The following is a 12,539-nucleotide window of genomic DNA, read 5'->3' as shown; positions in this document are numbered from 1 at the left end:
CCGGACGAGTAACGCAAAAACAGCGCACACCCCGCGCCGTTATCCAGCCGCTCAATCCGCCCTAGAAAATCCCGAGAAATCCGCAGCCGGTTGTCGTACGCATCACTGATCGAGACCAGCACACCGTCGCGAAAGTGATAAAACCGCGACGCCTGGGCCAACACCAACTCATCCGGCGACGTACCTAAATAGATCGCTGCTTCCGCGAGGCTATTGGTGATGGCGGGTCGAGCAACAGTCGGTAGTGGAAACTCAATCGAGCGGTTCTCATGGTCCGTCCAAACGACGGAATCGCCCGACACCGCAAGCCGATGCGCCAGCGAATGACTCCAGCCAAACCCCAGCCCGCCATCCACTTCCACCGCACTGGTGCGGTACAACCGTGTCCACTCGAACGGCAAGATCCCATCCAACGTGCCGTCGGTGAGGGTGAGCAATTCCTCCCCGGTAACCATCGACACCGGGCAGCCGTTGGTGACGGTCTTATCCGAAGAAGCCGCCGCATCCCCGTTCGGGTTCCTCCCTGAAACAGGCACATCATCGACAGGCTCCTGGCGGACCAACACCGTCTGCTGAGTCTTCCTGCGAACCGCCGGCACCGGGTTCGAAACCACATGCTCCCCCGCCTTCAACGGCGCAACCGGTACGGTCTTGATCGACGTCGCAGGGCCACCCAGCAGAACCGGTCTGGCGAGCTCTACATGCTCATCCATGGGCGATTTTCCGAACTGCCCCGCCATGCGCTCCAACCATCGGCGCGCCCGTTGAGACTTGATGCCGCCCAGCACGTTGGTACTTATTCGAACCGCCATCCCCATCCCGGCAGTGGCGAGGCACAGCAACAAGTTGATCAATACGTCGGCGCTGATTTCCCCGAGCAACTCGTTCATATAGGGCGGCGGCAACAGGCGCATCCAGCTGACCATTGCCGACAGATAAATGAACAGCAGCGGCTCGTCGCTGAGCACCAACAAGCCCTTGGCGAGGGTGTCGGCGCCGAGGCTCAGCAGCTTTTCAAGTTCGTCCGCTGACAGGTAGTGCAGCAGTTGTTCGGCATAGGCCAACGGTTCGCCAAGCCACTGGAACAGCTGCTTGACAGTGTCCCAGAGCGAGTAGAGCGCTTCGCCGAAGCCGCGGGCGTAGGCTTGATGCAGGGCGAGGTAACGCTTGGGGAGGCTGGCTTCGGCGTAACCCTTCCACAACGGTTCGAAGATGGTCTCCCATTCACTGCGCAACCAAGCGTCCAGCGGGGCGATAACCGACTGATAAGAGGCATACAGCGCCTTGAAATGGTCTTTGGAGACGTTGGGGTAGAAGCTGATCCGGTACTGTTGGTTGCGATCACACTCGGTGATTTCGAGGATGCCGCTGGGGCCGATGGTCCTGTGGATCGGCTCGCCCAGGGGACCGCCCTCTGGATCGATGCGTTGCACCATCACGGGCGTATTGCCAATGGGCACGAACCGAGCGCTCTGGAACATATGCACCAGGGTCAACGTGCCGTTTGCCTGGCACATTGCGGTCGTGCTGCTGGGAAGGATGGCGCGGTTGATCGGCGCGACGAGCGCCACTTCATCCCCGACCTTGAAGACCTGTTCGATATCCAGGGCCCAAAAGCTAAAGAAGCTTTCCGCCCAGGTCTCGTAGGTATTGAGGCAGCGCCCGAAGTCGCTGAGAACGGATTCGACGTCCCGCGTCTTTGAATCCATGGCGGCCAGCACCAGGTAGCCAATGGCTTGGCGGGTCACCTCGATCATGAAACAGCCCCGTCAACCGGGGCCTTAACGAAAACCACCATCTGCAATCCCTCGCACTGTGTATTCAGGCGAGGGACTTTGCAGCGGTTTTCAGGGCAGGGGAGTAGCGCTTATCCGGCGCTTACGTGGGGCGTTTCGACAATTTTTGTCTTCTCCCGCCCCAGCACCAGGCTGCACAGCGCCGGCAGAAACAACAGCGTCAACACCGTGCCCACCAGCACCCCGCCAATCAGCACGAATGCCAGGGACGACCAGAACACCGACAGCGTCAGCGGAATAAACGCCAGCGCCGCCGCCAGCGCGGTCAATATCACCGGCCGCGCGCGCCGCACCGTGGCCTCGACAATCGCCGCGTGGATCGCCATGCCATGCTCCTGGTTCTGGCGGATCTGGTCGGTAAAGATCAACGTGTTGCGCATCAGGATCCCGCCGATCCCGATCAAGCCCAGGATCGCGTTGAACCCGAACGGCTGGTTGAACAGCAGCAAGGTCGGCACCGCGCCAATCAAGCCCAGCGGCGCGGTGGCGAAGACCATGAACATCACGCCGAAGGAACGCACCTGGAACATGATCACCGTGAGGGTCAGCAGGATCATGATCGGGAACAGCGCCGCCAGCGCCACGTTGGCCTTGGCGCTTTCTTCCACCGGGCCGCCGATGTCGATCCGGTAACCGGCCGGCAGCCGGGCGATCAGCGGTTGCAGGTCTTTGTACACGGCCATTTCCACGTCGGGCGGTTGCACGCCGTCGATGATGTCGGCACGCACTTCCACGGTGCTCGCGCGGTTGCGGCGCTTGAGGATCGGTTCCTCCATCACCGCCTGGAACTGCCCGACCTGGGCCAGGGGCACCGACGTGCCGGCGCTGTTGGTCAGGGTCATATTGTTGAGGTTGCCGAGGTTCTCGCGCTGGTTGCCCTGGGCCCGGGCGACCACGGACACGGTGCGGTTGCCCTCACGCACTTCGGTGATCGGGTTGCCGCTGAGCAAGGCGTTGAGCTGGGATTTGACCTCGTTGGGGGTAAAGCCCAGCAGGCGCAGGCGGTCTTGATCCAGCACCAGGCGATAACCGCTGGTGCGCTCGCCCCAATCGAGAAAGGCGTCCTTGGTCAGCGTGTTGGCGGCAACGACCTTGCGCACGTCCTCGGACACCCCGCGCAGCACCTCCACATTCGGGCCGGACACGCGGAACACCACCGGGAAGGGCACTGGCGGACCGAACAGCAGTTGGGTGACCCGCACCCGCGCCGCCGGAAACTCACCGGCCGCAATTCGCTCACGCATGCGCAGCTTCAAGGCGTCGCGGGCGTGAGAGTCCGGCGTCTGCACGATCAGCTTGGCAAACGCCGGGTCCGGCATTTCGGGGTTCAGCGACAGGAAGAAACGCGGTGCACCACCGCCCACATAGGTGTCGACCATGCTGGTCTGCGGCTCTTGCAGCAGCGCCTTTTCCAGCTGCGCCGCCACCGCCTCGGTGCTCTTGAAGGCACTGCCGGGCGGCATATACACCTCAAGAATCAGCTCGGACCGGTCGGAGTTGGGGAAGAACTGTTTCTTCACCACGGCCATGCCCAGTACGCACAGTACAAAGGCAGCGATCACCAACCCGGTCACCAGCCAACGCCTGCGTACGCAGGCTTCGACCAAATCACGCAGCTTCTGGTAATAGCGCCCGGCATAAATCGCGTCGTGGCCACCGGGCACCGGTTTGATCTGCGGCAGCAACTTCACGCCCAGGTACGGCGTGAACACCACCGCCACCAGCCAGGACGAGATCAGCGCAAAGCCGACGATCCAGAAGATATTGCCGGCGTATTCCCCCGCACCGGACCGTGCAAACCCCACCGGCAGAAAACCGATGATCGTCACCAGCGTACCGGTGAGCATCGGTGCCGCCGTGGAGCTCCAGGCGAAGGTGGCCGCATGAATCCGGTCAAAACCTTCCTCCAGTTTCACCACCATCATCTCAATGGCGATGATGGCGTCATCCACCAGCAACCCCAGGGAAATGATCAGCGCGCCCAGGGTAATGCGGTCGAACTCACGCCCGGTGAGCAGCATGATCACAAACACCACCGACAAGGTCAGCGGCACCGCCGCCGCCACCACCAGGCCGACGCGAAAGCCCAGGGCCAACAGGCTGATGATCATCACCACGGCCAGGGCGACGAAGAATTTGAGCATGAATTCATTCACCGCCAGGCTGATGTTCTTCGCCTGGTCGGAGACTTTGGCGAAGTTCACGCCCAACGGCAGGTCCGCCTGGATCCGGGCTTCCTCGGCCTTGAGGCTTTTGTCCAGCTCCAGACCGTTCCAGTGCTTTTCCATGATCACGCCGAGCATCAGCGCCGGGTCGCCCTGGTGACGGATGCGGTAGCTCGGCGGGTCTTCATAACCGCGGCTGACGCTGGCCACATCGGCAATGCGCAGCACGCGACCGTTGACTTCCAGGGGCACGTTTTCGATCAGCGCCAGGCTGTCGAAGGCACCGTCGATACGGATATAGGCGCGCGCGCCTGCGGTTTCGACAAAACCTGACGGGGCCACGGCGTTCTGTGCGGCGAGGGCGGCGAAGATCTGCTCCGGCTTGATCCCGAGGGTCGCCAGGCGCTCATAGGAGAACTCGACAAAAATCCGCTGCGCCTGCTCGCCGAGGATATTGACCTTCTTCACCCCCGGCAGGTTGAGCAGGCCCTGGCGCAATTCCTCGGCCATCTGCACCTGTTGCCGATGGGGCAGGTGCTCGGCCTCCAGGGCGTACAGGGCGAAGTACACATCGGAATATTCATCGTTGAAGAACGGCCCGATCACCCCGCTGGGCAGCCTCGCGGCTTCATCGCTGAGTTTTTTGCGCGTCTGGTAGAACAGCTCCTGGATTTCGCTGGGGCGCGTGGACTCCTTGTAGGTCATGCGCATCGACACAAAGCCCGGCTGGGCGATGGTCTCGACGCGGTCGTAGTAGTCCAGTTCCTGCAGGCGCTTCTCCAGGCGGTCGGCCACCTGCTCCTGCATCTCCTGGGCAGTGGCGCCGGGCCAGGCGGCGGTAATGGTCATGACCTTGACGGTAAACGACGGGTCTTCGGCGCGCCCCAGTTTGCCGAACGAGAAGATCCCGGCGGCGAGGATCGCAATGATCAAAAACAGCGTGACTGCGCGGTGCTTGACCGCCAGTTCCGAGAGGTTGATGCCGCGCATGCTCATTGGTCCTGTTTGCGGTTGAGGGCCAGTACCTGGGCGGGCAACAGGCGCACCGCGTCGCCGCTGTGCAACAGGTGCGCACCGAGGGCGACGACGACCTGGCCGGGGTTCACGCCGCTGTCGAGCAGGGCGTCTTCCTGGCCGAGGCTGGCGACCTTGACGGCGGCGAAGCTGACCTTGTCATCCGCGCCGATCAACCACACACCGGTGCCTTGCCCTGCATCGTGCAAGGCGCCGATCGGTACGCGGGTTTGTTGTGCCTGGCCGTCGCCTTGCAGGCGCACGGTGATGGTCGAGCCGAGGGCGAAGCGCTCGACGTTACCGTGCAGCACATAACGGGCGCGGTAGGTGCGGGTGGTGGGATCGGCGCTGGCCGACAGTTCGCGCAAGGTCGCCGTCACCGCCTGGTCCGGGGCGCCGAAGGGGAAGGCCAGGGCTTTTTGCGCGGCCTGGTCGCGCTGGTTTTCCGGCAGGTTGACGATGGCTTCGCGGGCGCCGTCATGGGCCAGGCGCGCGACGACTTGCCCTTCGGCGACCACTTGGCCGCGGTCCACCCGCACGTCGGTGATGATGCCGTCGCCATCGGCCTTGAGCACCGAATAAGTGCGGCGGTTCTCGATCTGGCTGGCGTCGGATTGCGCCGCGGCCAACTCGGCCTCGGCCACGCGCAGGTTGGTGGCCGACTGGTCGAAGATCTGCCGTGACACCGCACCGGTACTGGACAGGCGCTGGTAGCGGTTTTCATCGTCGCGGCGCTGACGCAGCTGGGCCTGGGCGGCGTTGACGCGGTTTTTCGCCGAACGCAGGGCGAGCTCGAAGTCGCCGATGTCCAGCACCAGCAGGGTGTCGCCACGGGAGACATGCTGGCCGGGGTCGACCTTGCGTTCGATGACCTTGCCGCCGACCCGGAAGCCCAGGTCGCTTTCCGTACGTGCAGCCACCACGCCGGTATAGGCGCTTTGCTGAGTGCCGGCGGCGTCGACCTTGGCGGCGAGTACCGGGCGTGGTTGCGGCGCTTGGGCGGTGGTGTCGGCCTGGCTGTTGCAGCCGCTGAGGACGATCAACACGGCCAGGGGCGTGAGAAGGCGCGAGGGGAGAGGGATCATGTCGGGCTCCGGGGATGACCAGTGGGCAAAAAATTATGGACATAATTTTTCACGCATATTATGGTCGAAATATAAATAAAACCAGCCCCGGATAATCCCCATGTCGTACACCCCGGCCCCATCGCGAAGCTTGTTGTTTTTACTGGTGGCCTTGACGGCGCTGGGTGAAGTCTCGACCCAATTGATCATTCCAGGCTTGGGTCTGATCGAGCACGCCCTGTTGGCGCCACCGGGGTCTGCGCTGATGGCACTGTCGGCGTTTGTCGCCGCCTTTGGCCTGGGGCAACTGCTGTTCGGCCCGCTGTCGGACCGCATCGGCCGCCGTCCGGTGCTGCTCGGCGGGCTGTTGCTGTATGTGCTGGCGACCTTGTCGATGCTGCTGGTCAATGACATCCAGCAATTTATCGCCGCTCGCGTCGTGCAAGGTCTTGGCGCCTGCGCTGCGCTGGTACTGGCGCGCACCGTGGTGCGTGACGTGTGGAAGGCCCAGGCGGGGCCGGCGCTGGCGCTGACCATGATCGGCATGCTGTACGCCATCGTCGTCGCACCGATGGTCGGCGGCCTGCTGATCAAGCTGCTGGGCTGGCGTGCGCCGATCCTGCTGGCACTGGCGATTGGCAGTGGGGTGTTGCTGCTGGCGCTGCTGTTCTTCCGCGAGAGCAACCACTTCCTCGACCCCAAGGCCGGCCACTGGCGCACCCTCGGCGGGCAATACCTGGACCTGCTCAAGGGCCGCCCGTACCGCGCGTTCGCCGTGGCGCTGGCGTGTACCTATGGCGCCATGTTCGCGGTGATCGCCGGTTCCTCGGCGGTGTATATCAATCTGCTGGGCTTGAGCAGCCTGGAGTACGGCATCAATTTTGGCCTGATCGTGTCGATGCTGATCATCGGTTCCACCTACACCCGACGCAACATCCAGCGCCTGGGGCCGCAACGGATTGTGGCGATGGGCGTGACGCTGGTGGCCATGGGCGGGATTGCCGCACTGGTGATTTATGCGCTGTTTGGCCTGTCGGTACTGGGCCTGGATATTCCCATTGCGCTGGCGACCCTCGGCGGCGGCCTGGTATTGCCCGGGTCGGTGACCGGAGGGGTCATGCCCAACGCTCATCGCGCCGGTTTGGCGGCGGGCTTGATGGGCTTTGCGCAGATGTTCGGCGCGACCTGCAGCGGCCTGTTACTGAGCCATCTGCGCGACGGCAGTGCCACACCGATGATCGTGATCCAGGCGTGTTTTGCCGTGACGGCCTTCGTGGCCTTCCATCTGTTGCGTGAGCGCCGTACCGCGGAGGTCGCGGCGGCTTGAGTTGTCACACTTTGTCCAAGTTATTCGGGGCTGGATGATTACGATTCTCTTTTGAGTCTAATCCGAAGGTCTTCGCCCATGCTGCCTGCTTTTCGTTTCTCGCCCCTGGCCCTGCTGGTGGCCGCCAGTCTTCATGCCCACGCCGATGAGCCTGTTGCACTGGAACTCAATGATGTAGTGGTGACTGCATCCGGTTTTGCGCAAAGCGTGGAAGACGCGCCGGCCTCGGTCACCGTGATCGATGGCGAGGCGCTGCGTCGCAAGTCCTACCGCGACCTCGGCGACGCGGTTAAAGACGTGGAAGGCGTCACCGTCAACGGCGGTGCGAATGAAACCGACATCTCCATCCGTGGCATGCCGGCCGACTACACCCTGATCATGGTAGACGGCAAGCGCCAGAGTGCGCGGGAATCGCGGGTCAACGGCAACAGTGGCTATGAACAGAGCTTCGTGCCACCCGCTGCGGCCATCGAGCGGATTGAAGTGGTGCGCGGGCCGATGTCGTCGCTGTACGGCTCGGATGCCATCGGCGGGGTGATCAACGTGATCACGCGCAAGGTCTCACCGACCTGGGGCGGCTCCGTCGGGTACGACTACTCGGCGCGCCAGCACAGCGACCAGGGCAATGCACGCCAGACCCAGTTCTACCTCAGTGGTCCGCTCAAGGAAGATTTCCTCGGTTTGCAGGTGTGGGGCCGCTACCTGGACCGCCAGGCCGATGACGACATCGAGCAGACCAATGGCTTCAGCAAGGCTGACCACCGCGACCTCACCGCGCGCCTGGCCTTCACCCCCACTATCGACCACGACATCCTGCTGGAAGCCGGCGCCACGCGCTTGAAGAATGGCGACGGCATGAGCGCCAACTGGGCCACCCGCGAACAGGAAAACAACCGCGATCACTGGTCGCTGTCCCATCAGGGCCGCTGGGGCTGGGCCACCTCGGACATTGCCTTGTCCCAGGAAACCTCCAGCCGTGAAGGCAAGGCGACACCGGCGCAGACTGACATCTACGGGCGCAAACCCGAGATCAAGAACACTGTGTTTGACGCCAAGCTGGTGGTGCCCACCGCCCGCAACGTCAGCACCGTGGGCCTGCAATGGAATAAAAGCGAGCTGACCGACTGGAACCAGGGCCTCGGTGACCGCGTCGACTATAAATTCTCGGTGGTGCAAAAAGCCTTGTTCGCGGAAAACGAGTGGTCGATGACCGACAGCTTCGCCCTGACCACCGGCCTGCGCCTGGATGAGCACGAAGAGTACGGCGCCCACCTCAGCCCACGGGTCTACGGGGTGTGGCGCGCCACCGAGCAGTGGACGTTCAAGGGCGGTGTTGCACGTGGCTTTAAGGCCCCCGAGCTGCGTGCGGTCGTCGAGGATTACGCCTACCTGCGCCGCAACCGCTTCGTGATGTTCGGCAACCCGGACCTTAAGCCCGAAACCAGCACCAACTACGAAGTCTCGGCGCTGTGGAGCAACCGCGACAACCTGTCCGGCGGCGTGACGCTGTTTTACAACGACTTCCAGGACAAGCTTTCCACCGTCACCACCGACCGGCGCTGGAACGGCTACACCATCATGGAGCGGGTCAACGTCGACAAGGCGATCATCCAGGGCGTTGAGCTCAACGGCCAATGGGACATCAACCCCAGCGTGCTGCTCAAGGCCAACTACACCTACACCGACTCCGAGCAGAAAAGCGGTGCCAACAAAGGTGCGCCCCTGGCCCTCACCCCTGAGCAAAAAGCCAATGTGCGTACCGAGTGGACTATTAACGATCGCACCCAGGCCTGGGCCTCGCTGAGCTACTACGGCGAGGAAACCGGCAACACCATCACCACCGACGAACCGGCGCCGGGCTACACCACCGCCGACCTGGGCGGCTCCTATGACGTGAGCGATTCGTTGACCCTCAACGCCTCCCTCAACAACCTCACCGACAAGCGCCTGGACGATGAAACCTATGGCACGGTGAACTACGGCCGCACCCTGTGGATGGGCGCCACGCTCAACTTCTAGAGCGCTGTGGGCAATCGCACCACCGCGCACAGGCCGGCCGGTGGGCGATTCTCCAAGACCAGTTCACCGCCATGGGCCTGGATGCACGAGCGTGCGATCGCCAGGCCCAGCCCCACGCCGCCGTCACTGACACCCCGTTGTACGAAGGGCTCGAAGACTTTGCTCAACCACGCCTCGGGTAGACCTTGGCCGTGGTCGAGAATCTCGATGCGCAGCCAACCGTTGTCCTCGCGCGCCAGGCTCAGGTCGGCGTCGCCGGCATGGCGCAGGGCGTTGTCAATCAGGTTGGTCAGTGCGCGCTTGAGCGCCAGCGGCCGGCAGGTCAGCAGTAACGCGGGTGCGCCGGCCCAGGTGACGGGCTGTCGCAGGCGTTGGTAACGCTTGGCCAGGTCATCCAGCAAGTCGCTCAACGAAAGCGTGGCAGTCGCTTCCTGCACCGCGTCGTCGCGCACGAAATCCAGGGTTTCACGCACCATCGCACTCAGTTCCCCGAGGCTTTCGAGCATGTCATCGCGGGCTGCGCCGGGCTCCAGCAACTCCACTTGCAGGCGCAGTTCGGTGATCGGCGTATTCAAGTCATGGCTGACCGCTGCGAGCATCCGCGTGCGCCCTTCGACATGCCGTGCGAGGTTGACCTGCATGGTGTTGAAGGCGGCAGTGAGGTCGCGGGCTTCCTGTGGGCCGGTTTCCGCCAGCGGGGCGATCCATTCACCGCGGCTGACGCGCTCGGTGGCCTGGGCCAGGGTCTTGATCGGGCGCACCACGCGGGCAATGAAAAACATCACGATCAGCAGCACCGGCAGTGTGGTCACCGGCAGGCTGTAAGCCAGGACGCGACCCCATTCATAGGCGCCGGCGGGGTATTGCACGGCATTCAGGTAGGTACCGTTGGGCAGCGGCACGCTGCTGCGCAGGCGCAACGGCGCCCACCCGGCGGGGCTGAACACATGGGTGCGGGCGTCGGCGCCGCTGATGCGTTCCAACTGCATACCAATGGCGGCGCTGTTATCCAGCTGTAATTGGCGGCGCAGCTGGTTGGCCAGGCGCTGTTCTTCCGGGCGTTGCGCAAACGGCGCCACCTCCGGCGTGGGGCCGATCCAGAAGCGCGTGTCGTCGGTGCTCATGCCGGCCAGCAGGTGCGCGGTTTCACCTGGGGTCAGGTCGATTGCCGTGTGATGGGCAATCCCCAGGCGTTCCAGGCTGAAACTGCGCGACAGCGGGTGGATCAGGCTGCCGGTGCGTTGCAAAAACAACATCGCAATGGCGTTCGACGCCAGCAGTGCCAGCAACAACAACAGGCTCAATTGCCGTGCCAGGGTGCGCGGCCACAGCCGGTTCAGGGCGTGCATTCGCTGACCTCGGCGGCCAATAGATAACCGCCGCCCCAGATGGTGCGCAACAGTTCCGGCGCCGCATCGCCCTGGGCCAGCTTGCGGCGCAGGCGGCTGACTTGCCGGTCGATGGCGCGGTCGCTGACATCGCTGTCGGCGGCGGCGGTGAGGTCGATCAAGCGTTCGCGGGGCAGCAGGGTGTTGGGGTGGGCGAGGAACACCTGCAGCAACCGGCTTTCAGCGGTGCTGAGTTGGATGTCGGGGTGGGCATCGCGGCGTAAGGTGGCGCTGGTCACACTGAAGTGCCAGCCGGCAAACTCATAGGCCCGTGCGCCGGCGCCGGGCGCGGTGGGGCCGGTAGCGCGGCCCTGACGACGCAGCACGCTGTTGATACGCGCCACCAGCTCCCGGGGCTCGAACGGCTTGGTGACGTAATCGTCGGCACCCAGGTCCAGGCCGCGTATGCGGTCGGCGGCAGTGTCGCGGGCGGTCAGCAGGATCACCGGGGTGTTGCTGCGCCGATGCAACTGGTTGCACAACTCAAAGCCATCGCCATCCGGCAGCAGCACGTCGAGCACCACCACATCGAACGCCTGGGTCTTGAGCAATTGCCACATGCCGGCTGCGTCTTCAGCGGTGCGCACCTCAAAGGTGTAACGTCGCAGGTACGTGGCCAGGGGTTCACGAATCTTGCGGTGGTCATCCACCACCAGTACGCGCGGTGCGGCAGGCGCAGGGGCAAACGGCATTGCAGCCCTCGAGGGTTGAGCGGGAGAGGGTGGATATTACTACGAGTCATTATCATTAACGCTGTTTTTGTGAGGATGCCGCCGTAGATCGTCCTGCCGGTAGGACGATCAAGGTTGTTTTTACCGTCTAGCGCCGAATTGCTGCGAGTTTTAAGGTGTATGCACTTTGGAGGACTACCATGAAAAAACTCATCGGCATCTACACCAGCCCTCGCGCCCATTGGGTCGGCGACGGCTTCCCCGTGCGTACGCTGTTTTCCTACGACTCGATGGGCAAGCACATCAGCCCATTCCTGCTCCTGGACCACGCCGGCCCGGCCGATTTCACCCCGACAGACCAGCGTCGCGGCGTCGGCCAGCACCCCCATCGCGGTTTTGAAACCGTGACCATCGTCTACGATGGCGAAGTCGAACACCGCGACTCCACCGGCGCCGGCGGCAAAATCGGCCCGGGCGATGTGCAATGGATGACCGCCGCCAAGGGCATCCTCCACGAGGAATTCCACTCCGCCGCCTTCGCCCGCAGCGGCGGTGCGTTGGAGATGGTGCAACTGTGGGTCAACCTGCCCGCCAAGGACAAAATGGCCGACGCGGGCTACCAGACCATCGTCGACGGCGATATCCCCTTGCTGCCCCTGGCCAACGACGCCGGCCACCTGCGCCTGATCGCCGGTGAATTCGCCGGCACCCAGGGCCCGGCGCGCACCTTTACGCCGATCGATGTGTGGGACCTGCGCCTCAACGCCGGCAAGCCCGTCACCCTCGACCTGCACGCCGGGCGCAACACCGCCCTGGTGATCCTGCGCGGCACGGTGCTGGTCAATGGCGAAGAAGTCGCACGCCAAGGCCAACTGGCGTTATTCGAACGCGACGGCCGCCAACTCACCCTGGAGGCCAACGACGACGCCAAGGTCCTGCTGCTCAGCGGCGAACCGATTGACGAGCCTATCGTTGGGCATGGACCGTTTGTGATGAATACCGAGCAGGAGATTCACCAGGCGTTTGCGGATTTCCAATCGGGTCGTTTCGGACAGATGCAGGATTAAGGTCGGCCACAAGGCCAATGTGGGAGGG

8 protein-coding genes are annotated in these 12,539 nt (G+C 63.5%); 3 read left to right on the top strand and 5 right to left on the bottom strand.

The genetic code is table 11. The annotated features are described in order from the left end of the window. The 3 genes from B9N88_RS31215 to B9N88_RS31205 all read right to left on the bottom strand — a co-directional run. On the bottom strand, positions 1-1,757 hold a 1,757-nt coding region (locus tag B9N88_RS31215; RefSeq protein ID WP_027607940.1), incomplete at its 3' end, for a DUF6531 domain-containing protein. Positions 1,758-1,867: 110 nt separating this feature from the next. Continuing rightward, the gene (locus tag B9N88_RS31210) at positions 1,868-4,951 is read right to left on the bottom strand and encodes an efflux RND transporter permease subunit (protein ID WP_027607939.1); all 3,084 of its coding nucleotides are present in this window, start codon (positions 4,949-4,951) and stop codon (positions 1,868-1,870) included. Positions 4,952-4,953: 2 nt separating this feature from the next. Continuing rightward, the gene (locus tag B9N88_RS31205) at positions 4,954-6,060 is read right to left on the bottom strand and encodes an efflux RND transporter periplasmic adaptor subunit (RefSeq protein ID WP_027607938.1); all 1,107 of its coding nucleotides are present in this window, start codon (positions 6,058-6,060) and stop codon (positions 4,954-4,956) included. Positions 6,061-6,160: 100 nt separating this feature from the next. Between B9N88_RS31205 and B9N88_RS31200 the strand changes: the two genes are divergently transcribed. Together B9N88_RS31200 and B9N88_RS31195 are read left to right on the top strand one after the other, a co-directional pair. Continuing rightward, positions 6,161-7,366, top strand: coding sequence for a Bcr/CflA family efflux MFS transporter (locus B9N88_RS31200; protein WP_027607937.1), 1,206 nt, complete (start codon positions 6,161-6,163; stop codon positions 7,364-7,366). Positions 7,367-7,444: 78 nt separating this feature from the next. Beyond that, positions 7,445-9,385, top strand: coding sequence for a TonB-dependent receptor domain-containing protein (locus B9N88_RS31195; RefSeq protein ID WP_027607936.1), 1,941 nt, complete (start codon positions 7,445-7,447; stop codon positions 9,383-9,385). Here the strand turns inward: B9N88_RS31195 and B9N88_RS31190 are convergent. After that, a complete protein-coding gene (locus tag B9N88_RS31190; RefSeq protein ID WP_027607935.1) occupies positions 9,382-10,701 on the bottom strand; it encodes an ATP-binding protein in 1,320 nt (439 codons plus the stop codon). The two genes, B9N88_RS31195 and B9N88_RS31190, sit on opposite strands and share 4 nt — an antisense overlap. A gap of 20 nt (positions 10,702-10,721) precedes the next feature. Next, a complete protein-coding gene (locus tag B9N88_RS31185) occupies positions 10,722-11,465 on the bottom strand; it encodes a response regulator (protein WP_027607934.1) in 744 nt (247 codons plus the stop codon). A 179-nt stretch (positions 11,466-11,644) separates the two neighbouring features. On the opposite strand from B9N88_RS31185, the gene B9N88_RS31180 reads away from it, so the two are divergent. After that, the gene (locus B9N88_RS31180; RefSeq protein WP_027607933.1) at positions 11,645-12,511 is read left to right on the top strand and encodes a pirin family protein; all 867 of its coding nucleotides are present in this window, start codon (positions 11,645-11,647) and stop codon (positions 12,509-12,511) included. Positions 12,512-12,539 lie beyond the last annotated feature (28 nt).

Origin of the sequence: Pseudomonas sp. LAMO17WK12:I1 (assembly GCF_900177315.1) — a bacterium.
In the GTDB taxonomy this organism is placed as follows: domain Bacteria; phylum Pseudomonadota; class Gammaproteobacteria; order Pseudomonadales; family Pseudomonadaceae; genus Aquipseudomonas; species Aquipseudomonas marginalis.
Note: the sequence above shows the minus strand (reverse complement) of the source record. Positions and strands in the feature narration are given on the sequence as shown.

Bases quoted from the DNA above. Each gene is read 5' to 3' on its own strand.
- B9N88_RS31210 (WP_027607939.1), bottom strand. From the start codon at position 4,951: ATGCGCGGCATCAACCTCTCGGAACTGGCGGTCAAGCACCGCGCAGTC.
- B9N88_RS31205 (WP_027607938.1), bottom strand. From the start codon at position 6,060: ATGATCCCTCTCCCCTCGCGCCTTCTCACGCCCCTGGCCGTGTTGATC.
- B9N88_RS31200 (WP_027607937.1), top strand. From the start codon at position 6,161: ATGTCGTACACCCCGGCCCCATCGCGAAGCTTGTTGTTTTTACTGGTG.
- B9N88_RS31195 (WP_027607936.1), top strand. From the start codon at position 7,445: ATGCTGCCTGCTTTTCGTTTCTCGCCCCTGGCCCTGCTGGTGGCCGCC.
- B9N88_RS31185 (WP_027607934.1), bottom strand. From the start codon at position 11,465: ATGCCGTTTGCCCCTGCGCCTGCCGCACCGCGCGTACTGGTGGTGGAT.
- B9N88_RS31180 (WP_027607933.1), top strand. From the start codon at position 11,645: ATGAAAAAACTCATCGGCATCTACACCAGCCCTCGCGCCCATTGGGTC.